Origin of the sequence: Streptomyces sp. NPDC085932, assembly GCF_044540525.1 — a bacterium.
Classification (GTDB): Bacteria; Actinomycetota; Actinomycetes; order Streptomycetales; family Streptomycetaceae; genus Streptomyces; species Streptomyces levis.
Window position 1 is genome coordinate 1,389,598 of record NZ_JBITSJ010000001.1, and the last position, 23,425, is coordinate 1,413,022.

Here is a 23,425-nt window from a genome sequence, read left to right on the forward strand (position 1 = left end):
CACTCGTCCCGTCGTGGACAGCCACCTTGACGTGGATCACCGGTCGGGTGCAACAACGGCACCGGGCGTCGCCCCCGGCGCAACCCGCCCCTCGCGCCTACCAGTCGCCGTCCTCCACGGGCCGGCCCGGCGCGTCCCGCAGCGGCCGCACCTGCCCGGGCGCGGGCGGCTGCCAGGGCTCGTGGTCGTCGCCGAGCCAGTCGCCGACGGGCTTGACGGCCTGCAGCGCGTCCGGGGCCCGCAGGTCCTCGGCGTCCTGGTCGTAGTAGTCGAACCAGGGCAGGCCCGCGCGGGTGTAGGCGGCCCGGTCCACCGGGGAGGGCGGCGGTGCCTCGCCCGTGATGCGGTGCCACTCCGGCGGTGTCACCAGGTGCACGAACACCCGCCCGGCGGGCCGGCTCGACCAGTGGGTGAGCGGCCGGTCGTCCTCGTAGACCTCCTGCCGCATGGAGCCGCCGACGCCCAGGCCCATCGCGGCGGGCGCGCGGCGCGGACTCGCCGGGGCGGCACCGGCGGCCGGGGCAGCCCCGGGGGCGGGCGGGGGAGAACCGGGGGCGGGCGGCGCCGCCATGGGCATCGGGACGCCGTGACCGCCGGTCGCGGGCGGGGCCGCCACGGGCATCGGCGCGCCGAACCCACCGGGCGCGGCCATCGGCCCGCCCGGCATCGGGGCGCCGTAGGGCGGCGGCGCCGCGAACCGGGTCCGCTCCAGCCGGCGGCGCTCCACGGCGCGCCACGTCGCCAGCTCCTCGTCGTTCAGCGGGAACGCCCGCAGCTGCACGCCGCCCCACACCTCCTCGCCCGTGACCTGGCCCTCGACCGTGGCGCCCATGCCGAGCGGCACGGCCACGAACTGCCGCACCGTGCCCGTGCCGGAGTTGATGCCGTCCAGCCAGGGCTGGCGGGGCAGCACCACGTAGTTCTGCGGGTCCCGGGACAGCCCGTCGCTCCAGGGCCGGCCCGAGACCGCGCAGACCTTGCCGACGCCGACCTGCAGTGCCGCGGGTTCCGCCGTGCCCGCGAAGTTCAGCCACATCGCCTCGCGCAGGTACACCGGCAGCATCACGCCGCCGCGCGCCCGCATCGCCTCGGGAACCCGGTCCGCGTGGTCCGCCACCCGCCGGACGGGGAACTCGCCCAGGCCCGGCGGCAGCGGGTGCGTGCCCGTCTCGGGCAGGCGCAGGGTGCGGATGAACCGCACGGTCACACCGCCCGGAAGCCGCAGTGTGTTCCCGTCGATCCGCACGCTCGTGTCGGCCATCGGCCCGCCCCCTCGCCTCGGCGCCGGCCCCGTGCCGGCTTCCCTCAGCGAGAACGCCCGCCGAACCCCGCGCGGTTCCGCCACAGCTGCTCCTGAACGCCCAGGCGCTCCCTGAGCCGGGTCAGCCGCGGCATCCGGGCGCGCTGTTCCGCCGACACCCGGTCCAGCTCCTCGAACAGGCGCTTGGTGCGGTGCTCGGTGTCCATCTCGTCGAGGATCCGGTTGACCTCCGTCAGGACGGCGCCCGGCAACTGCCAGTTCCCCTTGTCGCGCTCGGCCTCCTCGCGCAGCAGCACGGCGAGCTTGTCGCGGGTGGCCGCGGCGGAGCGCAGTTCGGCGGCGAGACGTTCCTCCGCCGACTCGGCGCTCGCGCTCAGGTGGGTCGTGACCAGCACCGCGAAACTGACCACGGCGTCGGCGATCTCGGACAGCAGCTGCTCCAGCACGGCACCGGTCTCGGGCCCGAACAGCGGCTCCGGCTCGCGCTCCTTCGCGAGGTCGGTGAGGGAGCGGGCGAGCACGCGCAGGACGACCGTGCAGATCTCCAGCGTGTCGAGGCCGGTGCGCAGCACCACCCGGTGCAGCAGGCCCTCCCGCACGCGCGGGTTGAGACGCAGACTGTCCTCGGCCTGCCGCAGGGCGGCGTCCACCTCGACGATGTCGTGGTCCAGGCGCCGGGCCTCGTGCAGCCGCTCCGCCGCGCGGTCCGCGGGCGGCGCGCCGGCGGCCTCCTCGCCCATGCGGAGCATCAGCTGGCGCAGCCGGCGGGCCAGGCCCTCGATCGACTCGCCGGCCTCCTCCACCCACACCGGGGGAGCGAGCAGCAGGTTGCAGCCGAGCCCGACGACGGCGCCGATCAGCGTCTCGAGCACCCGCGCCCAGGCGGTGTCGCCGACGGTGGTGACCCCGAGGACCAGCATGGCGCTGATCGCGACCTCGGGCACGTACTCCTCCACCCGCACCAGCCGGCCCACGGCCAGCGAGGCGACGAGCAGCAGGGCCAGGCTCCACCAGGTCAGGCCCACCAGCAGGCTGAACGCGATGGCGACGAGCACGCCGGTCACCACCGCGTTCACCCGCCGGAAGCCGTTGGTGAGGGTGGCGTACAGCGTCACCTGCACGACCAGCAGGGCCGTCAGGGGAGCGGTGAGCGGTGCCTTCTCGGGACTCAGCCGGAGCGCGATGACGTAGGCGATCGTCGCCGCGAACGCCGATCGCAGCGTCTGGACGACCACGGGGTCACGGCGCTTCCGCAGGATCCTGCCGGCCTGCACCGTCCACTCACGTACCTCTCGCATCCTCGGGCTGTTCCCCTTCCTCCGGCGTCGAACGTGTCCATGAAGGACGTTAGTGCCGTCGGGTACCACGGGCGACCGAGGGAGATCACAGGAAAGATCACACGGAGGATCACGTGTGGAGCTTGTCGAGGAACGCGGCCAGGTTGCCCCGGGTCCGCGCGATCTGCTCCTCCAGGCTGAGGCTCTCCTCGAACCGGGCCCCGGACTCCGGCTCCTTCTTCCCGCGCAGGTACAGGGAGCAGGCGAGATCGGTGCACATGTAGACGCCGACCGAGTTGCCATCGCGGCCGGCCGCACCCGCCTTGGGCGCGGTCATCAGCGAGACGCCGCCGCGCGGGTGGGTGGTCAGGCACAGCGAGCACATGCTGCGGTGCAGGAACCCGCGCTGCGCGGTCTGGAACCGCATCGTCACCCCCACGAGCCTCCCGTCCCGCTCGGTCACCAGATAGCTGCGGTCGGGCGCTCCCGGGTCGCGCCACCCGAGGAAGTCGAGGTCCTCCCAGGGGCGCTCGGCGAGGTCCCGGGGCACCGTCAGCCGCTTGGCCTCTCCCTTGGAGCAGTTGACAAATGAGTTGCGGATGTCCTGCTCGGTGAGTGATCTCATGGGAGGGCTCCTGGTCGTCGTACCAAACCTAGGGGTCCTAGGTTTCCGGGACAGGGTAGGCGTCACCGACGAGGGAGAGCCAATGGATTTCCGAGCAGTCGTCCCCCCGCGCGCCCGGGCGGCGCTCCGCCATGTGGCGGCCCGCTCGGCCGGGCCCGTCGTCGACAGCCGGCTGCGCATCACACTGAACTTCCACCCGGACCGGTCCACGCCGGCCGGCCCGCTCCTCGCGGGACTGGCCCGGGACGGCGCGTACCACTCACAGTTCGTCACCGGCTCCGGCAACGGCGGCCTCACCGCCCACCCCGGCGGCGATCGCTGGCTCTGGGAGAGCAGGATCTTCGGTGGGGCGTACGACGACGGGCCCGGTCACGAACGGCCCGTGTACGGCGCCCTGAACTTCCGCGGCCAAGTGGTCGGCGCCGCGCCGCGCTTCGGCTCCGCCCACTTCCGGCTGCACGCCGCGACCCTGGACCGTGCCACGTTCTGCTACCCCGACAGCGCCGCCGAACCGGCCGACTTCGGCGTCGCGGCCGGCATGTCGCTGATCGCGCTCGCCGAGGCCGACGAGCGGGACGCCCTCGACGACTACGTCGAGGCCCATGTGCACGGCGGCGTCCGCCTCGACCGGGACGTCGAGGCGCTCGTGCTGGACGCCTGCTACCGGGGCACACCCGTCGAAGCGGCGGCCCGGCGGCTGCCCTGCCCCGTCGAGTGGCACCCCGGCTACCGCCTCACCGTGGCGGAGCTGCGCCGCCACGCGGACTACCGCGGCCCCGAGTACGCCGAACTGGGCGCCCTGATCGCCCGGGACGGCGTGGTCGACCCGCGGGCCATCGGTGACGCCGCCCGCACCGGCCGCCACGAGCTCCAGGACCTCAAGATGGTCTGGCACACCCTGGCCCGCTTCGGCGCGCCGGAAGGCGCGGGCACGGCCAGGAGCCTTGCGGGGGCTGCGCCGGACGCGGGCTGCTCCACCGCCGCGGGCCGTGGCGGCCGGACTCCCGGGATCAGCACCCCCGGCGCGTAGGCCCGGGCCACCGGTTCCGTGCGGTTGGCGGCCTGCCGGCGGGAGGACAGACGGCGCAGGTGATACGTCACGCCGTCGGCGGTCAGGCCGGTCTCGCGGGCGGCCCGGGCCGTGGTGGCAACTCCGGCCGGCAGGGCCAGGAACCGTGCGTCCGTCGCCGTCACCGGGGCCTGCCCGGGCGACGGCGACGGGCGGGCTGCGCGCTCGCCGTCCACCCCCAGCATCACCAGCAGGGCCGGAGCCTCCTCCACGGTGTCGCTGACCGGGTCCGCCGTCAGCTCCCCGTACCGCTCCGCGCCGCCGGGCGCCCGCCGGCGCACCGAGACCTGGTGGCACGAGCTATGCCGCAGCCGCAGTGCCCGGGCGATCCGCTCGACCTGCGTCGCCTCCCGCGGGCTGAACAGGTCCGGCGCGGCACGGCCGCGCAACCGGCAGCCGACCGCGCCGCGCCCGAGGGGGAGGTGGTCGGCGGCGATGCGGTGCTGCTCGGCGCCGGAGCGCGCGTCCACGTCTGCGGAGACGGTTTCCGAATGGCCCCCGGGGTGCGGGAGGCGTTCCGTACGCTGTTCCGCAAGCACACGCCGGGCGCCGACGACACGGCCGCCGGGCGGTGGCTCGACGGGCTGACGATCGCGGACGGGCGTCACACGGAGGACGTGTACGCCGCCGGCTGACCGCGGACGCGGGGGAGGGGTGGGCACACGGTGGTGGACTCCTGGGAACGGGCCCGGCACGTCCTTCGGGAGGCGGGCCTCGACCCCGGCCGCCTCGCCCGCCTCGCGCCGATGGCCGGCGGCACGTACAACACCGTCGAGGAACTGCGCCTGACCGACGGCAGTCGCTACGTGCTGAAGATCCCGCCCGACGCCGCCGTCCCCGGCCTGCGGCACGAACGCGAGCTGCTGGTGTCGGAGGCCGAGTTCTACCGCTCGGCCGCCCGCGCCGGGGTCACCGCACCCCGGCTGGTGGCCAGGGGGGACGGCTTCCTGCTGATGACGGCCTGCCCGGGCGAACCGTGGGACGCCACGCTCACCGACGCGGAGCACACCGCCCTGCGGACGGAGCTCGGACGCCAGGTGGCCCGGCTGCACCGCGAGACGGGCCCCGGCTTCGGCTACCCCTCCGGCGCCCTCGGCCCGCTCGCGCCCGACTGGCGCACCGCGTTCACCGCAATGTTCGACGCCGTACTCGACGACGCCCGGCGTTACGGGGCGGAACTGCCCCGTCCTCTCGACGCGGTCGCCCGCACCGCTGCGTCCGCGTACGGCGCCCTCGACGAGGTCACCGTCCCGTGCCTGGTCCACTTCGACCTGTGGCGCGGCAACATCCTCGTCGACCGCTCGGCCGGGCCGGCCCGCGTCGGCGGCCTGATCGACGGCGAGCGCATGTTCTGGGGTGACCCCGTGGCCGACTTCGTCTCCCTGGCGCTGCTGGGCGACATCAGGCGGGACGAGGCGTTCCTCGACGGCTACCGCGAGGCCGGCGGCCGGACCCGGTTCGACGTTCCGGCCCGCCTCCGCCTCGCCCTGTACCGCGCCTACCTGTACCTGATCATGCTGACGGAGACGGTTCCGCGCGCGGCCGGCGAGGAGCAGCGGCGGCGGGTATGGCAGGCGGTCGCGCCGGAACTGGTCGCGGCCCTGGACGAGATCCGGGCGACCGCCGGGGCCGTCGGTTAGCTCACATCGTGAAATAAGGGTTGGAGGAATGTCGCGCCGCGCCCGGCCACGACGGTATGTTGCAGGTCGGACAGGGGATGCCGGAAGGAGCCACATGGCGGGGCGGAACGGGCGCACGGTACGCGACCTCAGGCGGGCCAATCGCACGGCCGTGTTGCAGCGGCTCTACTTCGACGGCCCGCTCAGCCGCTTCGAACTCGGCCCGGCGACCGGACTGAGCTCGGGTTCGGTCAGCAACGTCGTCGCCGACCTGGTCGCCGACGGGCTGGTCGAGGAGGCAGGCAGTGTCGACTCCGACGGCGGCCGCCCCCGCACGCTGCTGCGCGTCGCGCCCGGCAGCGGGCACATGATCGGCGTCGATGTCGGCGAGACCCGCGTCCGCGTCGAACTGTTCGACCTGACCCTGACCGAGCTGGCCCGGGCCGAGCGCCCGCTGACCCCGCAGCGATACGAGGTCGAGGTCATCGTCGACCACATCCGGCACGGCATCGCCGAGGTGCTCGACGCGGCCGGACTCGCGCCCGAGCGGCTCCTGGGCGTCGGCATCGGCGTCCCCGGCATCGTCGAGCGCACCTCCGACCGCGGCGCGGTGGTGCACGGGCAGACCATCGGCTGGGACGCCGTCCCGCTGGAGGCCCTGCTGCGCACCGGCTCCCCGCTGCCCGACACCGTGCCGTACTTCATCGACAACGGCGCCAAGACCCTGGGCCAGGCCGAGATGTGGTTCGGCGCCGGCCGCGGTGCCCGCAACGCGGTCGTGGTCCTCTTCGGCTCCGGCGTCGGCGCCAGCCTCGTCACCCCCGACGCCGACCAGGGCCGGGCCGTGGAATGGGGGCACCTGACCGTGCGGGTGCGGGGCCGCCGCTGCCGGTGCGGGGCGCTGGGCTGCCTGGAGGCCTACGCGGGCGCCGAGTCACTGCTCGCCCGCTGGCGCGAGGAGGGCGGCCGGGTCCCGGACGGCACCGACGAGGAGACCGCCCTCACCGCCATGCTCGCCGCGGCCTACCCGCCCGGGGACGGCGAGCCCGACCCGGTCGCGCTGGCCCTCCTGGAGGAGACCGCCGAATACCTGGGAGCGGGTCTGTCCGACCTGATCAACCTCTTCCAGCCCGAGCGCATCCTCATCGGCGGCTGGGCGGGCCTCGCGCTCGGCTCCCGCTTCCTGCCCGCCGTGCGCCGCCACGCCCTGTCGTACGCGCTGCGCCACCCGGCCGGGAAGGTGACCGTCGGCCTCGGCCGGCTCGGGCCCGACGCGGTCACGGTCGGCGCCGCGATCCTGCCGCTCGCCGACTTCTTCGCGCGCGGTGGCCGGCGTCCCGACCCGGTACCGGAGTCCCCGCTGCCGGCCTGGCGCACGGCCCTGCAGGAACGGGCGCCGCGCTGAGGTTTCGCGGATCACCGCGGAGGTACTCGCGAGGCGCCTGACGACCGAAGGGAGCACGCCGTGACCGACCACCGCCTCGACGCACCCGGCGAGAACGGTGATCCCGTCCCGCGGGACATGCCGGACCAGCAGGCCGACGCGGGCGAGGACCCGTGGGAGGTCGCGCCGCGCTTCTCGGGCACCGGCAAGGACGACGACGCGGACGAGGACCGGGCCGGTCGGGCCGACGGATCCGACGAGCCGGCCGCTGACGTCCCCGACACCGACGAGGCGGGGACGGGCCGGCAAGGGGCACCGAGCTCGGGAACGGGACAGACCGAACACCCGGTGCCGGACGAGCCCTCCGGCTGAGAGGCCGGGCAGGGCACACACCGAGGGCCGCGGCCGACTGTGGGGGTCGGCCGCGGCCCTCGCCCGTGTTCCGGGACCGCCCGCCGGCGGTCCCGGACGGGGGAGTCACCCCACCTTGCGGCCCCGCAGCGGCTCCGTCCGCGCCCCGCCGCCCTGCTGGAGGCCCTCGAAGAACTCCCGCAGCACCTCCGTCGCCGTGCGCTCCGGTTCCCAGCCCAGTTCCGCACGGGCCCGGGAGGAGTCCATGAGGGGCAGCCGCAGCACCGCGTCGAACAGGTGCGGCGAGGCGGGCAGCAGGTGCAGGCCCCAGGCGGCCGCGATGGCCGACCGGGCCGCCGTGCGCGGCAGCCGCACCGGGCGCGCCCCGAGCATCTCGCCCAGCATCCGCGCGTCGACCGCCGGCTCCGCGGCCAGGTTGAAGGCACCCCGGACGTCCTTGCGCACCGCCAGGCGGTAGGCCCGGGCCGCGTCGTCCGTGTGCAGGGCCTGCACCCGCAGCCCCGGGACGTCGGGCAGGAAGGGCAGCAGCTCCGGGCGGGCCAGCGGCCCCGGCAGGAACTTCCCGCCGAAGATCCGGCGCTGCTCGCTCGCGGACTCCCATTTGAACAGGAACGCCGGCCGCATCCGCACCACCCGTGTGCCGGGGTGATCACGCTCGAACGTGTCCAGCGCACGCTCCAGATAGGCCTTCTCCCGGCAGTACGCGGCGTCCGGCCAGCCGTGCGTCGGCCACGACTCGTCCACCGCCTCGTCCTTGGGGCCGGGGGAGTACGCGCCGACCGACGAGGCGTGCACCAGCGCCGGCACCCCGGCCTCGGCCACCGCCTCGAACACCCGCATGCTGCCGAGCACGTTGGTGCGCCAGGTCGCCGCCGGGTCGTGCGTCGGCTGGAACGCCCAGGCCAGATGGACGACGGCGTCGGCCCCCCGGAACCGCTCCACGAGGTCCGACCGCTCGGCGGCCAGGTCGACCGCGTCCCAGTCCGTCTTCGGGGGAGACCAGTCGGGAAGGCGCCGGGCCAGACCCAGCACGGAGCCGACCTCGGGATCCTCGGAGAGGAGACGCACCACGCTCGTGCCCACGTTGCCCGTGGCACCCGTGACGACGACCCTCATGCCCGTTGCGCTGCTCACCTGTGGCTCCTCTCGGCCGCGTGATTCCGCGAGAGACCACCGAGTACCCGGGTGGGCCGGATTGCACGTGGGCAGAAGGAAGCCCCGGCCGGACGGGGGAATCACGGCCGGGGCGGCTCTGAGGTGGGCGCGAATGGCGGTCGCCTCTCGGCGAAGTGCTCCACAGGGCTTCAGCCGAACGATCGTCCCTGTGGGCGGATGGTGAGGCCCGGGGACACTGTCCCATCCGCACCCACGTGTTGTTCAACGGGGAACTACCTCTGGGTGTTCCTGGCGTGCCCCTCCCGGCGCGTGAGGTGCGTCACTGCCCTTCGCCGTCGGGCATGGTCTCCGCCCAGAGGTTCTCCGCCTGCAGCAGCAGCGTGCCGAGCACCGCCGTGTGCGCGGCACCCTCCCGGGCGTGCGCCCGCAGCCGGTCCTGCAGTTCCTCGTGGAGTTCCCGCAGCGTCTTCTCGGTCTCGTCGTCCGGCCGGCCGTGCAGGCTGCCCTCGCGCAGACTCTCCGCCTGCACCCGGCAGGCGTCGCCGATGAGCTCCAGCATCCGTGCGTACGACCGCAGGGCCCGGCCCTCGGGCGGGGCCGGTGTCCGGTTGTCGTCCACGGACACCGCCAGGGCCCGGGTCAGCGCGGTGACGTGCCCGGTGATCCGGCCGAACCGCTCGTCCTCCTCCACCGGCGGCAGGGCGGCCCCGTGCGGGACGCGGTGCAGGGCGCGCAGCGGCGCGTAGGTCAGGCGCAGGCTCTCCTGGCTCCACCGGCGCGCCGAGTGCAGGGCCTCCACACGGTGCTCGAGACCCGCCGAGGAGCCGAGCCAGCCGGCGGCGGTCTGCGCGTCCCACTCGCCCTCGCGCAGATCGGCGGCGACGGTGTGCAGCACGTCCCCGACCTCCCGGGCGAGCGCCGCCAGGTTCTCGCGGACGTCCCGCAGATGGATCGGCGGCAGGATCAGCGCGTTCACGGCCACGCCGATGACGGCGCCGAGCGCGGCCTGCCCGATCCGGTGCCCGACGCCGGACAGGCTCACGGTGCCCGCCGCGAGGGTGAACAGGGCGGTGGTCGCCGCGTAGATGCCCTGGTCGCCGAAGCGGGGCCAGTTCGCGAGCAGCATCAGGACCGGGACGGACAGGGCGAGCGCCCAGGTGGTGTCACCGGTGAGGGCCTGCGCGCCCGACGCGAGCAGGGCGCCCACGCAGATCGCGCCGAACTGGCGGGCCCCCTGGACCAGCGAGCTGTAGACGGTGGCCTGCACCAGCACCAGCGCCACCCAGGGCGCCATCAGCGCCAGCGGGTCTCCCATCCACACGCCGCCCACCAGCCAGGCGATCACGGCCGCGACGGCGGCCTTCAGCGACTGGACGACCAGATCCCGCTCCCGGCCGGGGCCCCGCCAGGCCGCTCGCATCGCGTCCCAGGCGGCCCGTGACTCCCGCCGTACGGCGTCCACCGGCTGCACGGCGCGGATGCCGTGCTCCAGGTTCCGCATCCGCCGCGGGGCGGTCGCCGCCGCCTCCGACCGCGGGCCGGTGCTCCCCGTCGTCGTGTCCTCCTTGCTCCGCCGGCGCAGGGCACCCGCCCTGCGCCGTACCCCACTCGTCACTCGCGTCATGCGCTGCGGGTATCCGGGTGGAGGGGCCTTTCACTTCCCGGTCAGGCCAGCGGGCTTCCGGCCAGGGCGGACAGCAGGTGCGCGGGATCGGCGTAGACCGCGTCCGCGCCGGACTCCTCCAGGTCCGCGCGCGGGATGCCGCCGCACAGCACACCCACGCAGCGCACCCCGGCCCTGCTGCCCGCGCGCATGTCCCACACGGTGTCACCGACGAAGACCGCCCGCTCCGCCGGCACCCCGGCCAGCTCCAGGGCGTGCTCGACCGGCTCGGGTGCGGGCTTGCCCGCGTCGACGTCGTCGGCGCTCGCCGTGGCCGTGATGGCGTCGTCCGCGTCGATCGCCCGGCGCAGCGCGCTCAGCTCCGCCCCGCCCGCCGACGTGGCCAGCACCACCGCCCAGCCGTTCCGGTGCAGCCGCCGCAGCAGCTCACCGGCCTGCGGCAGCGCGGGCAGCCGGTCGCAGTACTGCCCGTACAGCGCCTTGTGCCCGGCGCTGAGATCCGCGTCCTGGTCCGGGTCGCGGTCGTCGCCCAGCAGGTGGGCGACGAGGTCGCCGGACGGCAGGCCGACGGCCCGGTGGACGGCGTGCATCGGCACGTGGTGGCCCGCCTGCCGGAAGGCCTCCCACCAGGCGACGACATGCAGATGATTGGTGTCGACCAGAGTGCCGTCGACGTCGAACACGGCCGCGCGTTCCATATCCCGTTCCTTCCTCTCCGGCCGCGCGAGTACCACGTCAGCCGGACGGCATCCGCCGCTCACGGGACCAGGCCAGCAGTGCGTCGAGGGACCACGTCGTCACCACCCGCTCGGGCGGCACCCCGCACTCCTCGGCCCGCGCGCAGCCGTTGATCTGCCAGTCCAGCTGCCCCGGCGCGTGCGCGTCGGTGTCGATCGAGAACAGCACCCCCGCCTCCACGGCCCGGCGCAGCAGCCGCCGCGGCGGGTCGAGCCGCTCCGGCCGGCTGTTGATCTCCAGGGCGGTGCCCGCCTCCGCGAGCGCCGCGAACACCTCGTCCGCGTCGAACTCCGACTCCGGCCGCCCCCGCCCGGTCAGCAGCCGGCCCGTGCAGTGCCCGAGCACGTCCGCGTGCGGATTGCGCACGGCGGCCACCATCCGCCGGGTCATCGACCGGGCGTCCATGCGGAGCTTGGAGTGCACCGACACCACCACGACGTCGAGCCGTTCCAGCAGCTCGGGTTCCTGGTCGAGCGAGCCGTCCTCCAGGATGTCGCACTCGATGCCCGTCAGCAGCCGGAACGGCGCCCAGGTCCCGTTCAGCTCCGCCACCACGTCCAGCTGCCTCCGCAGCCGTTCGGGCGACAGGCCCCGCGCCACGGTCAGCCGCGGCGAGTGGTCGGTCAGCACCGCCCACTCGTGCCCCAGCTCCGCCGCCGCCCGGCCCATCTCCTCGATCGGGCTGCCGCCGTCGGACCAGTCGGAGTGCAGATGGCAGTCCCCGCGCAGCCGCGCCCGCAGCTCCTGCCCGCCCCGTACGGCCGGCGGCTCCTGCGCCTCGGCCTCGAGCTTCTCCAGATAACCCGGAACCTCTCCCGCCAGTGCCTCCCGGGCCACCTGCGCGGTCTTCGGGCCGACCCCCTTGAGCCGCTCCAGCGAACCGTCCGCGGCCCGGCGGCGGACCTCGTCCCCGCCCAGCTCCCTGAGCACCCGGGACGCCGTACGGAAGGCGCGCACACGGTAGGTCGGCGCCAGGGACCGCTCCAGCAGGAAGGCGATCCGGTCCAGTGCCTCAACGGGATCCATGGCCACCTCCACCTCAAGGGTTCCCCAGCACCCGGCACCCCGCACGGCCGCACGGCCGGTTTGCCCGGTACCCACCCGGGTACTGCGATGCCTCGTCCCGCCCGCTTCGACGAGGAGGCAGCCTGTCATGTCCGCCCCCAGCGCGCCCCGCGACCGGGTCGCCGTGATCACCGGCGCCGACTCCGGCATCGGCCGGGCCACCGCCGTGCACCTGGCCCGTGCCGGCCTGGACGTCGGCATCACCTGGCACAGTGACGACAAGGGCGCGCAGGAGACGGCCGAGGAGGTCCGCGCGCACGGGCGGCGGGCCGAGGTCGCCCGGATGGACCTCACCCGGCTGCCCGGCGCCGCCGACACCGTCGACGAGCTGTGCGAGCGCCTGGGCCGCATCGACGTGCTGGTCAACAACGCGGGCACCGGCACCATGACGCCCTTCCTCGACCTGGAACTGTCCCAGGTGCGCGAGGTCCTCGACGTCGACCTCGTCGGCCCGTTCCTGTGCGGCCAGAAGGCGGCGCGGCGGATGATCCGGCAGGGGGACGGCGGACGGATCGTCAACGTCACCTCCGTCCACGAGCACCAGCCGCGCGTGGGCGCCGCCCCCTACTGCGCCGCCAAGGGCGGACTCGGCCTGCTCACCCAGGTGATGGCCCTGGAACTCGCCGAGCACGGCATCACCGTCAACGCCGTCGCGCCCGGCGAGATCTCCACCCCCATGACCGGGCAGGAGGACACCGACCCGCACACCGAGAGCCGCCCCGGCGTGCCGCTCGGCCGGCCCGGCGACGCGCGCGAGGTCGCCGCCGTCATCGCCTTCCTCGCGGGTCCGGACGCCTCGTACGTCACCGGCGCCTCCTGGAGCGTCGACGGCGGCATGCTGCGGATGGGGCCGCAAGCCGGTTCCCATCTCACGAGCGACGACTGGCGACGGCCGTGAGCGGGCCGCGGTGAGACTGCGCACCAGCTCCTGCGACGAGCCCGGCTTCCGCCGCGTCCGCCACGGGCGCGGCTTCCGCTACCTCGACTGCGACGGCCGGGCGCTGACCGACCCGGAACACCTGGCCCGGATCAAGGCCCTGGTCATCCCGCCCGCCTGGCAGGACGTGTGGATCTGCCGCCGCGCCAACGGGCATCTCCAGGCCGTCGGCACCGACGACGCCGGACGCCGGCAGTACCTGTACCACGAGGAGTTCCGCGCCAAGCGGGAGCAGGCCAAGCACGAGCACGTCCGTGACGTCGCGCGCACCCTGCCGGACCTGCGCGCCCGGGTCGGCTCGGACCTCGCCGGGCGCGGCCTGAGCCGGGAGCGCGTCACCGCCTGCGCGGTACGCCTGCTCGACCTCGGCTTCTTCCGCATCGGCAGCGACCGGCACACCCGCGCCAACGGCACGTACGGCCTGACGACGATGCTGCGCGAGCACGTCACCTGCGGCCGGGGCGAGATCGCGTTCACCTACCCGGCCAAGGGCGGCATCGACCTCGTCCGGGCCCTCGTGGACGACCAGGCGCACGCCGTCGTCCGGGCCCTGCTGCGACGGCGGAAACGCGGTGAGCGGCTGCTGGCGTACTGGGAGGGGCGGGCCTGGCACGAGCTGCACGGCGCCGACCTGAACGAGGCGCTGCGCCGGCTTTCCGGGGTCGACATCACGGCCAAGGACTTCCGCACCTGGCACGCCACCGTCCTCGCGTCCGTCGCGCTCGCCGTCATCCCCGAGGCCGCCCGCGAGACGGCCGCGGCCCGGCGCCGCCAGGCCGCGCGGGCGGTGCGCGAGGTGAGCCACTACCTGGGCAACACCCCGGCCGTGTGCCGGGCCTCCTACATCGACCCGCGCGTCTTCGAGCTGTTCGAGCAGGGGCGGACCATCGCGCCCGCGCTCACGCGGCTGGGGGAGCACGGCGCCTTCGGGCGGCCGGCCACGCAGGGGGCCGTCGAGGCGGCGGTCCTGGACCTGCTCGACCGCTGACGCACGACCCGCGCTCCGGCCGGTTCCGCTCTACGCTCGATGCATGACCGAAAGCGCGAGCCCGTACATATCCCACCCGCGGATCATGGTGCTCGGGGTACAGCCGGGCACACCGCCGTTCCGGATCGTGCAGATCGACGGCCAGGTGGTCGGAGAGGCCACCGCCGTCACGGACGTCCTCGCGGCCGCGGCCGCGTTCGGCATCACGGTCCACGACATGGACGACCCGGACGTGGTCCGCTGGGTGGGCGGCGACAAGTTCACCTGGACCGTGCACTAGCCGCAGGGCCGTGGCGTAGGCTTCCCGATCGTGCCCGACTACGCACACGGCACCGGCGACCATGCGCCCGAGGAACTCGCGTCCCTCGTCGGTGCCCGCCTGGGGCTGGTCTTCTCCGCCCGCGACAGCGACTTCCTCGGCGCTTATCACCTCGCCGCCTTTCCCGGCGGGCAGATCCGGGTCCAGCCCAACAGGATCCCCGGTGACGACGGCGAGGACGATCTCCACGCGGAGGACCTCCCGGCGGACTGGGTCCTGCTGCTCACCACCACGGCGGCGGGAGGTGCTGCGCTCGCGGCCCGCCTGGACGCGATCGACGGGGTCGTCCGCATCGACGGTCCGACGTGAGGCCGGGGGAGGGCCCGTTGCGAGGCCCGGGGGTCAGCTCTTCGCCGGTGTCGTGGTGGGGCGGCGGCGGGGTTTGCGGGCGTGGACCGCGCGGCTGAGGCGGCGGCCCAGGAGCAGGTAGCCGATCAGGGCGCCCGTCGTGTTGAGGATGACGTCGTCGATGTCGAAGGCGCGGCCCGTCACCAGGGCGCCCTGGGCGAACTCCACCAGCAGCATCACGACCGCGGTCAGCAGCAGGACACGGAGGATGCCGCGCGTGCGGGGGGCGACGACGGGGACGAGGACGCCGAAGGGGACGCCCAGCAGGATGTTGCCGCCGATCTGCTTGACGGCGTCGCGCAGTTCCGGCTGGTCGAGGTAGGCCCGCAGCGAGTCGCCCGGCCGCAGGTTGGTGTGCGTCAGCGCCTCCGAGGCCGGCGACGGCTGCAGGGTCAGCCGCGCCAGCACCACGGCGAAGGCGACCATGAACGCGAACGCGCAGAGCGTCGCCAGCAGGCGGATGGGCCACGGCAGCGGGCGTCGCTCGCTCCCGGACCCCCCGGTACGGGGGCGTGAGACTGCACCGGCCATGTGTCCTCCAGACGTCAACTTCCGTGCGATGTACGGCGGTTACCCGGGGGAACGCCGACGATGCCACCGCCTCCCGGTCCCACCGTCGGATTCCCGCCTTCCCCCGGAGCACTCCTCACGACCGCTCCGGAAGGAGGCGGGGGGCGGTCAGTTCCCGTACGTGACGCGCACGTCCTTGAAGCCCAGGGAGCGCAGCAGCCCCTCCAGCATTCCGGTGGTGTTCGCCTCGGCGCGCGCGGTCAGCTCGCTCTCCTTCGCCGCGTCGCCGATGTGCCGCACCGCCAGCTGCTGCACGGCCTGTTCGCCGTTGGGATTGTCCGAGAAGAGGTCGCCGAGCCGGTCGAACAGACCGCGCTGCTTGGACACGGCGTAGGAGCGGTCGGGGTCGAGGGACGGCTTGCCCAGCCGGGCGTGGGGCAGCCGGAGCGTGGCCGACGTGCGGTCCTCGTCGACCCGCACGTCGTCCTCGCCGACCTTGCCCAGGTCGACGTAGGCGTCGACGGTGCCCGCCCCGACGTACAGGGTCCGGGTGCCGCGGATCGCGTCGGGCAGGAACTTCGCGTCCTTCTCCAGGTCCACGACGACCTGGAAGTTCCCGGAGGCGGCGTCGTAGCGGCTGATGTCCTGGATGGACTGCAGCAGCGCCGGGCCGGACCGGTCGTGGGTCTCGGTGCCGAACAGGTCCTTCAGGCCCGGGATCACGCTCAGCCGGAGCCCGGCGAAGAACACGACGAGCACCAGCACCAGCGCGGCCACCACCTTGGCCCAGCCGGGCATGCGCCTGGGGAGACGCTTGACGGGAGTCGTCATGCGACGGCCCTCCTTCCTACACACCGCATGCCCACCGCATCCCCTGCCAGACCGACGAGTTGAGGATTCGACGACCCCGGCGGAGGCACACCGGGCGCACACCGTCACGGGCGGGGCGTCACCTGCGGCTGCTCCAGCGCCGCGTCCAGCGTCGGCTGCGGCGGCAGCAGCCGGGACAGGCCGGTGATGCGCAGGACGCGCAGGGTCAGCGGGTGGGAGCAGACCAGCAGCACGGAGCCGTGCCGGTCGAGCACCCGGCTGCGGGCCCGGTACAGCAGCCGCAGGCCCGAGCAGTCGAAGAACTCGATCCGGCTGAGGTCGAGCACCACCCGGGCGGCGGGACGGCCGGTCTCCCGGTCGAGGTGCGGGGCGATCTCCGCGGCCGCGGCGAGATCGATCTCGCCGCGGAACTCCAGCACCGTGTGCCCCCGTTCCTGGCGGACGCGCAGATGCCGGGTGAGCGGTGCAGGGTCCTGCCGCACGACGAGATCGCCTCCAGCCTGCTCCGTGCGTGGGGAGGGGGCATCGGTCCTCACAACCGTTCCCCGCCCTGCAAGTTACCCTCCATCGAGTGAATTTGAGCATGTTCGATTGACATATGTCTTTGAATTACAGCCGAGTTGGCCGAGGTTCGCGCGGAGGCGTGCGCGGTCGTGAGCGCGGGCGCACCGTGAGGCGCGTGTGACGCGAGGTGTGAGCGTGCGCGCTACGACAAGGCGTGCGGGGTGGGCGGGACTCCGCGGGTCGCGTCACGCGGACCCGCGGTGCCCCTGGCCGGGCGCGGGGCATCGGCCCCGTCATCCCGCTCAGTCGTTCACCAGCACCAGCTTCCCCGTCGTGCGGCCCGTTTCGCCCTGGGCGTGGGCCTCGGCCGCCGACGTCAGCGGGAACGTGCCCGCGATGGTGGCGCGCAGCGTGCCCGCCTCCGCGAGCCGCCCGATCGCCTCCATGCCCGCGCGGTCCGCGTCCACCAGCATGCGCACGGCCCGGACGCCGAGCCGCTGCGCCTCCTGGGGGAACTCGTCCGAGCCGACCGGCAGGATCGACACCACGACGCCGCCGGGACGCAGCACGCGCAGCGAGCGCAGGGACGTGTCGCCGCCGATCGTGTCCAGCACGACGTCGACGTCCTTCACGGCCTCCGTGAAGTCCGTCTCCCGGTAGTCCACCGTCTCGTCCGCGCCGAGCTCGCGCAGGAAGTCGTGCTTGCCCGCGCTCGCCGTGCCGATCACGTACGCGCCGCGCTCCTTGGCGATCTGCACCGCCACGTGCCCGACCCCGCCCGCGGCGGCGTGGATCAGCACCCGCTGCCCGGGCTGCACGTCCGCGTGCTCGGTCAGCGCCTGCCACGCGGTGAGCGAGACCAGCGGGAGCGCGCCCGCCTGGACGTGGTCGATCCCGGCCGGCTTGCGGGCGAGGGCACGCACCGGCGCGATGACGTACTCCGCGTGCGAGCCGTGCCCGAAGGGGTACGGCAGCATCCCGAAGACCTCGTCGCCCGGCGCGAACGCCGCCACGCCGACGCCGACCGCCTCCACCACACCGGAGACGTCCCAGCCGAGGACGAAGGGCGGCTCGCCCAGGAACCCTCCGGTCGCGCGGTGCTTCCAGTCGGTCGGATTGACCCCGGCGGCCCGCACCCGGACCAGCACCTCGTTCGGACGCGGCACCGGCCGCTCGATCTCCACTGTCTTGAGGACCTCGGGACCGCCGAGGACGTCCTGGCTGATGGCTCGCATCGTGTTCTGTGTGCTCATGGTGATCCAGCGTGCCGGTTCGCACACCGTCCGCCAATGGCAAGATGGTCAACATTCGATAGGATCGTGCCATGCGGCGTGAGCGAGTGGTGGTCCTGGCCCTGGACGGCGTCTACCCCTTCGAGCTGGGCATCCCCAGCCGGATCCTCGGCGCGGCCGACGGCCGGTACGAGGTGCTGACCTGCTCGGTCGACGGCGGCCCGGTGCGCACCAACGCCGACTTCGGCGTCACCGTGGAGCACGGGCCGGAGGTCCTGGCCACGGCCGGCACGGTCGTGATCGCCCCGGTCGCACCCGACCGTCTGAGCGACGAGGTGTCCGGCGCCGTGCTGGCGGCGCTCGCCCTCATCCGCCCCGGCACCCGCATCGTCTCCATCTGCACCGGCGCCTTCGTCCTCGCCGCCGCCGGGTTCCTGGACGGGCGCCGGGCGACCACCCACTGGCAGGTCGCCGACCACTTCCGGCGCATGTTCCCGCGCGTCGACCTCGACCCGGACGTGCTCTTCGTCGACGACCACCCGTTCCTCACCTCGGCCGGAGCCGCCTCCGGCGTGGACGTCTGCCTGCATCTCGTCCGCAAGGACCACGGCAGCAGGCTGGCCAACAGTGTCGCCCGCCGCTGCGTCGTCCCGCCCTTCCGTGACGGCGGTCAGGCCCAGTACATCGAGCAGCCCGTCCCCGAGCAGGGCGCCGCGAGCACCGCCGCCACCCGGGCCTGGGCCCTGGAGCACCTCGGTGAACCGCTCACTCTGGCTGATCTCTCCGGCCATGCCCGGATGAGCCAGCGCACCTTCGCCCGCCGCTTCCACGACGAGGTGGGGCTCAGCCCCGGCCGCTGGCTCATCCAGCAGCGCGTCGCCCGGGCCCGGCACCTGCTGGAGTCCAGCGACCTGACGGTGGATCAGATCGCGGGCATGGTCGGCTTCGCGACCGGCGCCTCCCTGCGCCAGCATCTGCACGCGGCGATCGGGGTCTCGCCGCAGGCCTACCGCCGTACGTTCCAGACCGCCCGCTGAGCCCGCGCGGCGTCCACCTCAACTCGCCTGTGGGCAAAGGGCATTTGTCGACCTGTTGCCTTCTCTCGAAGCGTGACGGAACCCTCACTTCCGCCCAGGGTCGAGGTTGATCCTTTCGGGTTCTGAACCGATAAGGTTTCGATCGTCGCTGCGAGTTCACGATCGTGTCCGGTCGCTCGCAGTGCGTACTCATGAGTGCGGTCCACCCACCCCCCCCGTTCGATCGTGTTGCTCGAAGGATGCAGATGGAACTCGCCACTCCGCCACCGGCGGCGCGGGCCCCTGTCGCCTGGTACAGCTGGTGGCTGATGCCGCTGGGCCTGGGCGGCGGGACGGTTGCCGGCACGTTCATGAGTTCGGAGCGAATAACCGTGGCCGTCGCCGGAGTCGCGGCGACGGCGGCCGGCACGATGTGCGTGCGCATGCTGCTGCGTACCCGGGCACAGCTGCACCGGGCGGAGAGCTCCTTCCGCGCCGCGCAGACCGAACACACCCTGCAGTGGCAGCAGCACGTGGCGGGTCTGGAGCGGAGATCCGCCGCGGAGCGCGCCGGCCTGGAGTCCCGGCTCACCGAGCAGAACACCTCCTACGAGCGGCGCCTGGCCGAGCAGAGCAGCACGTACGAAACGCAACTCGCCGAGCAGTCCCGGGCCTACGAGGAGCGGCTGACCGAGCAGGCCGCCTCCTACGAGGCCCAGCTCGCCGACCAGGCCGAGGTCTGGCGCGAGCAACTCGCCCACCAGCTCGCGGCGGTCGCCCGGCTCGCCGACGAGCAGCTGCCCGACGCCATGGAGAAGCTCCGCTCCGGCGAGGCCATCGACGACGTGCTGCCGACGGTCAGCCAGTGCGCCAAGGTCAGCGCCGAACTCCAGGCCGAGTTGCGCAAGTTGCTGCGCACCGCCCTGATCGGCCTGGAGGCCGAGTTCGACCGGTCGACCACCGCCGAGCAGGCGGTCATCAGCATCGGCAACCGCATCCACGTGCTGACCAGCAAGCTGCGCGGCCGGCTGCACGAGATGCAGGGCGAGCACGGCAGGCTGCCCGCTGTCGCCCGCGGTCTGATGGAACTCGACCAGGAACTCGGCCCGGCCGACTCGCTCGCCGCCAGCATCGGTGTGCTCGGCGGCACGGACCGCCCCGGCCGGCAGTGGCAGGAACCGCAGCGCCTGCTCAGCGTGGTGCGCGGCGGCATCGGCCGGATCAAGGACTTTCACCGCGTCCAGGTGCGCCACCTGCCCGAACTCGGCGTCGACGGCGGCCTCGTGGACCACCTCACGCTGATCTTCGCCCACCTCCTGGACAACGCGGCCCGCTACTCGCCGCCCACCGAGCCGGTGCTCGTCTCCGGCAGGGAGGTCCCCAACGGCGTCGGCATCGAGATCCAGGACTCCGGCAAGGGCCTGAGCGAGGAGAAGAAGCGGGAGGCCGAGCACGCCCTGGCGGGCACCGCGCCCGGCGCGGGCCTCGGCGGCATCACCGAGGACGCCAGCATCGGCCTGCGCGTGGTCGGCGCCCTCGCCCACCGCTACGGCATCCGCGTCACCTTCGCTGACTCGCCCTGGCTCGGCACCTCCGTGGTCGTCGTCGTCCCGCACAAGTACTTCAGCCCGCTGCCCGCCGCGGCGAGCGTCCCGGCCGCCGCGGCCACCGCCTCCGCCCCGGCCCGGGAAAGCGCCGTCGCGTCGCCGGCCGCCCGCGCCGGGGAGACCACCCCCGGCGGGCTGCCCCGGCGCCGCAGCAGGCGCAACGAGGCGGACGCGCCGCAGCAGCCCGAGCGGACCGACCGGGGCACCGTCACCGCCGTGCCGCCGGACGCCTCCTTCTCCGGTCTCGCCGCCTTCGCCACCGCCGGCCGCGACGCGGCGGCGGCCTCCCGGACGGCCGACGACCGCGACCTCCCCGCCGGACGCGAGTCCACCGAGCACCGCACCGAAGAGAGCGACTAGTCCTCATGACGCAACAAGGAACAGACGTGAGCTGGGCGCTCCGCGATCTCGTCGAGAGCATCAAGGAGATCCGTTTCGCCCTGGTGGCCTCCAGCGACGGCAAGGCCATCACCTCCTACGGCGCCGAAGACCCCGACGACGTGGACCGCTTCGCGGCCGTGGTGGCCGGACTGCAGGCCCTGGCCCAGCCGGTCGCCGAGCAGTTCCCCAGGTTCGCCGGGCAGCTGCGCCTGGCCATGATCGAGGTCGACGGCGGGCACCTCTTCGTCGTGCGCGCCGGTGTGGAGACGTACCTCGGCGTCCTGGCGAGGGAGGGCCTCGACCAGGGTGTGCTCGGGCACCAGATGAGGGACCTGGCCCGCAGGATGGGCGAGCTCCTCGGCACCTCCGTGCGCCTGGAGGAGCACTCTGGATGAGTGCTCCCCGCAAGCCGTCCGACCCGTCCGGTCTCGAGCGCTACTACGTCCTCACCGGCGGGCGCAGCGGGCCGGGCGGTTCGGCGGCGGGCCTGGACGTGGCGACCCTGGTCGTCGCCCGCGCCGCCCCCTTACCGGGCATGCAGCACGAGCACGAGGAGATCCTCCGGCGCTGCCGCGATCCGCTGTCGGTCGCCGAACTCGGCGCCCATCTCGGGCTGCCCTTCAACATTCTCGCGGTGCTGCTGTCGGACCTGCTGGAGGCAGGTCGCGTCGAAGCCCGTAACCCCATCCCGGCGCACGGCGCCGGCCGCGGGCCCGACCTGGCGCTCCTGGAGGAGGTACTCAGTGGACTTGAAAGGCTTTGACCGCCCCGGTGAGCGGGCGGCGGCCGGGGACACCCGCTCGGTGAAGGTGATGATCGCCGGCGGCTTCGGCACCGGCAAGACCACGATGGTCCGGTCGGTGAGCGACATCAGGCCGCTCACCACCGAGGAGACCCTCACCGAGGCCAGCGCCGGCGTCGACCGGGTCATCGGGGTCGCCGACAAGACGCAGACCACCGTCAGCCTGGACTTCGGCAAGATCGGCCTCAGCGACAGCCTGGTGCTGTACCTGTTCGGCACGCCGGGGCAGGAGCGGTTCTGGTTCCTGTGGAACGGGCTGTTCAAGGGAGCGCTCGGCGCGATCGTGCTGGTGGACACCCGCCGGCTGGAGTCCAGTTTCCGGGCGATCGAGGAGATGGAGCGCCAGGAGGTGCCCTTCGTCGTCGCCCTGAACGTCTTCCCGGACTCCCGCGACCACCCGGTCGAGGAGATCCGGGACGCCCTGGACATCCCCGAGCACACCCCGGTTGTGGCCTTCGACGCCCGGGACCGGGCCTCCAGCAGGGACGTCCTCGTCGCCCTCATCCACCACCTGAAGGAACGCTCGGCCGTGGCCCTGGAGGCCTGATGAACGCTTCGCCCGACACCCCCCTCCAGCCCCCGAGCGGCTGCCCCGTCGCCCACCACGGGTCCGAGCCGGCCCGCCTGTACGGCCCGCAGGCCGCGACCGACCCGGGCGGCATCTACGAGCGGCTGCGCAAGGAACACGGCTCGGTCGCACCCGTCCTGCTCGAAGGAGACGTGCCCGCCTGGCTGGTCCTCGGCTACCGGGACAACCGGCGGGTGCTCGACAACCCCCGCCAGTTCAGCCGTGACGCCCGCATCTGGCGGGACTGGGCGGAGGGCCGGATCGAGGAGACCTCGCCGCTGATCCCGATGCTGGGCTGGCGGCCGGACTGCGTCTCCCAGGACGGCGAACCGCACCGCAGGCTGCGCGCCGCGGTCACCGACGGGCTCCAGGCCGCCGCCGCCCGGGGGGTACGGCGCCACGCGACCCACTTCGCGAACAAGCAGATCGACGCGTTCGCCGACGCCGGACGCGCCGACCTCGTGCAGGACTACGCCGAGTACCTGCCGATGCTCGTGCTCTCCCGGATCCTCGGGCTCCCCGAGGCGGAGGGACGCGACCTGGTCGAGTCCTGCGCCCGGGTCCTCAAGGGCGGCGAGGACGCGCTCGCCCACGACGCACGCATCAAGGAGATCCTCGGCCGGCTCGCCGAGCGCAAACGGACCGAACCGGGCGGCGACTTCACCACCGCCCTGCTGGCGCACCCGGCCGGCCTGGACGAGGACGAGGTGGTCAGCCATCTGCGGCTCGTCCTGATCGCCGCGCACACCACGACCAGCAACCTGCTGGCCCGGGTTTTGCAGCTGATCCTCACCGACACCACCCGGCTGACCGGGCTGATCGGCGGTCAGCTGACCGTCTCCGCCGTCGTGGAGGAGGTCATGTGGAACAGCCCGCCGCTGGCCGTGCTGCCCGGCCGGTTCGCCGCCGCGGACCTGGAGCTCGGCGGCCACCGGATCCAGGAGGGCGACCTGCTGGTGCTGGGCCTCGCCGCGGGCAACGCCGACCCGGAGATCCGGCCCGACACCGGCGTCTCCGTGCAGGGCAACCAGGCCCACCTGGCGTTCAGTTCGGGTCCGCACGAGTGCCCCGGCCAGAGCATCGGCCAGTCCGTCATCGAGATCGCCGTGGACGTCCTGCTGCACCGGCTGCCGGGACTGGCGCTCGCGGTACCCCCGGAGGAGCTCGGCTCGACCGCCTCCACGTGGGAGTCCCGGCTGGACAGCCTGCCGGTCGAGTTCCCCGTCTGACCG

Annotated in this window: 25 protein-coding genes and 2 pseudogenes; 15 read left to right on the plus strand and 12 right to left on the minus strand. The window is 73.8% G+C overall.

The annotated features are described in order from the left end of the window. Positions 1–97 precede the first annotated feature (97 nt). From ACIGAQ_RS05775 to ACIGAQ_RS05785, 3 genes are all read right to left on the minus strand, one after another. The gene (locus ACIGAQ_RS05775; RefSeq protein WP_399779401.1) at positions 98–1,261 is read right to left on the minus strand and encodes a hypothetical protein; all 1,164 of its coding nucleotides are present in this window, start codon (positions 1,259–1,261) and stop codon (positions 98–100) included. Positions 1,262–1,305: 44 nt separating this feature from the next. After that, positions 1,306–2,559: an aromatic acid exporter family protein gene (locus ACIGAQ_RS05780; protein ID WP_311684638.1), complete on the minus strand. Its 1,254-nt coding sequence runs from the start codon at positions 2,557–2,559 to the stop codon at positions 1,306–1,308. 109 nt (positions 2,560–2,668) lie between these two features. Then, entirely contained in the window at positions 2,669–3,163 is a 495-nt protein-coding gene (locus ACIGAQ_RS05785) for an FBP domain-containing protein (protein WP_399779403.1), read from the minus strand. 82 nt (positions 3,164–3,245) lie between these two features. On the opposite strand from ACIGAQ_RS05785, the gene ACIGAQ_RS05790 reads away from it, so the two are divergent. Further along, on the plus strand, positions 3,246–4,193 hold the full coding sequence (locus ACIGAQ_RS05790; RefSeq protein ID WP_399779405.1) for a DUF3626 domain-containing protein: 948 nt from the start codon (positions 3,246–3,248) through the stop codon (positions 4,191–4,193). On the opposite strand, the pseudogene ACIGAQ_RS05795 reads toward ACIGAQ_RS05790, so the two are convergent. Then, positions 4,142–4,639: pseudogene (locus ACIGAQ_RS05795) on the minus strand (diguanylate cyclase); the annotation flags it as partial. The gene ACIGAQ_RS05790 and the pseudogene ACIGAQ_RS05795 overlap by 52 nt on opposite strands. Before the next feature lie 36 nt (positions 4,640–4,675). Between ACIGAQ_RS05795 and ACIGAQ_RS05800 the strand changes: the two are divergent. From ACIGAQ_RS05800 to ACIGAQ_RS05815, 4 genes and pseudogenes are all read left to right on the plus strand, one after another. Next, positions 4,676–4,867, plus strand: a pseudogene (locus tag ACIGAQ_RS05800) (hypothetical protein); the annotation flags it as partial. A 30-nt stretch (positions 4,868–4,897) separates the two neighbouring features. Continuing rightward, positions 4,898–5,872, plus strand: a complete 975-nt coding sequence (locus tag ACIGAQ_RS05805; RefSeq protein WP_399779407.1) for a phosphotransferase family protein — start codon at positions 4,898–4,900, stop codon at positions 5,870–5,872. Positions 5,873–5,966: 94 nt separating this feature from the next. Then, complete coding sequence (locus ACIGAQ_RS05810; protein WP_399779409.1) at positions 5,967–7,256, plus strand: ROK family protein; 1,290 nt, start codon at positions 5,967–5,969, stop codon at positions 7,254–7,256. Between the two features lie 60 nt (positions 7,257–7,316). After that, positions 7,317–7,607, plus strand: coding sequence for a hypothetical protein (locus ACIGAQ_RS05815; protein ID WP_399779411.1), 291 nt, complete (start codon positions 7,317–7,319; stop codon positions 7,605–7,607). A gap of 105 nt (positions 7,608–7,712) precedes the next feature. Here ACIGAQ_RS05815 and ACIGAQ_RS05820 read toward each other — a convergent pair whose 3' ends face one another. From ACIGAQ_RS05820 to ACIGAQ_RS05835, 4 genes are all read right to left on the minus strand, one after another. Then, positions 7,713–8,741: an SDR family oxidoreductase gene (locus ACIGAQ_RS05820; protein ID WP_311684649.1), complete on the minus strand. Its 1,029-nt coding sequence runs from the start codon at positions 8,739–8,741 to the stop codon at positions 7,713–7,715. Positions 8,742–9,042: 301 nt separating this feature from the next. Then, positions 9,043–10,224, minus strand: coding sequence for an aromatic acid exporter family protein (locus ACIGAQ_RS05825; protein ID WP_399780688.1), 1,182 nt, complete (start codon positions 10,222–10,224; stop codon positions 9,043–9,045). Positions 10,225–10,388: 164 nt separating this feature from the next. Next, complete coding sequence (locus tag ACIGAQ_RS05830) at positions 10,389–11,045, minus strand: HAD family hydrolase (RefSeq protein WP_399779413.1); 657 nt, start codon at positions 11,043–11,045, stop codon at positions 10,389–10,391. A 37-nt stretch (positions 11,046–11,082) separates the two neighbouring features. Beyond that, positions 11,083–12,111, minus strand: a complete 1,029-nt coding sequence (locus tag ACIGAQ_RS05835; protein ID WP_399779415.1) for a PHP domain-containing protein — start codon at positions 12,109–12,111, stop codon at positions 11,083–11,085. Between the two features lie 127 nt (positions 12,112–12,238). Between ACIGAQ_RS05835 and ACIGAQ_RS05840 the strand changes: the two genes are divergently transcribed. The 4 genes from ACIGAQ_RS05840 to ACIGAQ_RS05855 are packed head-to-tail and all read left to right on the plus strand — an operon-like array spanning position 12,239 to position 14,703. Then, positions 12,239–13,048: an SDR family oxidoreductase gene (locus tag ACIGAQ_RS05840; RefSeq protein WP_399779417.1), complete on the plus strand. Its 810-nt coding sequence runs from the start codon at positions 12,239–12,241 to the stop codon at positions 13,046–13,048. A gap of 10 nt (positions 13,049–13,058) precedes the next feature. Further along, positions 13,059–14,075, plus strand: coding sequence for a DNA topoisomerase IB (locus ACIGAQ_RS05845; protein ID WP_362282592.1), 1,017 nt, complete (start codon positions 13,059–13,061; stop codon positions 14,073–14,075). A 43-nt stretch (positions 14,076–14,118) separates the two neighbouring features. Next, positions 14,119–14,355 carry a hypothetical protein gene (locus ACIGAQ_RS05850; RefSeq protein ID WP_311684661.1) on the plus strand — a complete coding sequence of 79 codons (237 nt, stop codon included), beginning with the start codon at positions 14,119–14,121 and terminating at the stop codon, positions 14,353–14,355. 30 nt (positions 14,356–14,385) lie between these two features. Continuing rightward, positions 14,386–14,703: a hypothetical protein gene (locus tag ACIGAQ_RS05855; protein ID WP_311684663.1), complete on the plus strand. Its 318-nt coding sequence runs from the start codon at positions 14,386–14,388 to the stop codon at positions 14,701–14,703. 33 nt (positions 14,704–14,736) lie between these two features. Here the strand turns inward: ACIGAQ_RS05855 and ACIGAQ_RS05860 are convergent, their stop codons facing one another. From ACIGAQ_RS05860 to ACIGAQ_RS05875, 4 genes are all read right to left on the minus strand, one after another. Beyond that, positions 14,737–15,273 (minus strand): VanZ family protein, encoded by a 537-nt coding sequence (locus ACIGAQ_RS05860; RefSeq protein WP_311684665.1) that lies wholly within the window; start codon positions 15,271–15,273, stop codon positions 14,737–14,739. Positions 15,274–15,420: 147 nt separating this feature from the next. After that, positions 15,421–16,083 carry a DUF4230 domain-containing protein gene (locus ACIGAQ_RS05865; RefSeq protein ID WP_311684667.1) on the minus strand — a complete coding sequence of 221 codons (663 nt, stop codon included), beginning with the start codon at positions 16,081–16,083 and terminating at the stop codon, positions 15,421–15,423. A 104-nt stretch (positions 16,084–16,187) separates the two neighbouring features. Further along, positions 16,188–16,565 (minus strand): anti-sigma factor antagonist, encoded by a 378-nt coding sequence (locus ACIGAQ_RS05870; protein WP_311684669.1) that lies wholly within the window; start codon positions 16,563–16,565, stop codon positions 16,188–16,190. Between the two features lie 324 nt (positions 16,566–16,889). After that, positions 16,890–17,840: an NADP-dependent oxidoreductase gene (locus ACIGAQ_RS05875; RefSeq protein ID WP_399779421.1), complete on the minus strand. Its 951-nt coding sequence runs from the start codon at positions 17,838–17,840 to the stop codon at positions 16,890–16,892. A gap of 71 nt (positions 17,841–17,911) precedes the next feature. On the opposite strand from ACIGAQ_RS05875, the gene ACIGAQ_RS05880 reads away from it, so the two are divergent. From ACIGAQ_RS05880 to ACIGAQ_RS05905, 6 genes are all read left to right on the plus strand, one after another. After that, positions 17,912–18,856, plus strand: coding sequence for a GlxA family transcriptional regulator (locus tag ACIGAQ_RS05880; RefSeq protein WP_399779424.1), 945 nt, complete (start codon positions 17,912–17,914; stop codon positions 18,854–18,856). Positions 18,857–19,101: 245 nt separating this feature from the next. Then, positions 19,102–20,802 (plus strand): ATP-binding protein, encoded by a 1,701-nt coding sequence (locus ACIGAQ_RS05885; protein ID WP_399779426.1) that lies wholly within the window; start codon positions 19,102–19,104, stop codon positions 20,800–20,802. A 5-nt stretch (positions 20,803–20,807) separates the two neighbouring features. Then, entirely contained in the window at positions 20,808–21,218 is a 411-nt protein-coding gene (locus ACIGAQ_RS05890) for a roadblock/LC7 domain-containing protein (RefSeq protein ID WP_311684679.1), read from the plus strand. After that, positions 21,215–21,586 (plus strand): DUF742 domain-containing protein, encoded by a 372-nt coding sequence (locus tag ACIGAQ_RS05895; protein WP_311684681.1) that lies wholly within the window; start codon positions 21,215–21,217, stop codon positions 21,584–21,586. The genes ACIGAQ_RS05890 and ACIGAQ_RS05895 overlap by 4 nt, the downstream gene beginning before the upstream one ends. Next, positions 21,567–22,172 (plus strand): GTP-binding protein, encoded by a 606-nt coding sequence (locus ACIGAQ_RS05900; protein ID WP_399779428.1) that lies wholly within the window; start codon positions 21,567–21,569, stop codon positions 22,170–22,172. Before ACIGAQ_RS05895 ends, ACIGAQ_RS05900 begins: the two co-directional genes overlap by 20 nt. Then, complete coding sequence (locus tag ACIGAQ_RS05905) at positions 22,172–23,422, plus strand: cytochrome P450 (protein WP_399779430.1); 1,251 nt, start codon at positions 22,172–22,174, stop codon at positions 23,420–23,422. The genes ACIGAQ_RS05900 and ACIGAQ_RS05905 overlap by 1 nt, the downstream gene beginning before the upstream one ends. Positions 23,423–23,425: the final 3 nt, after the last annotated feature.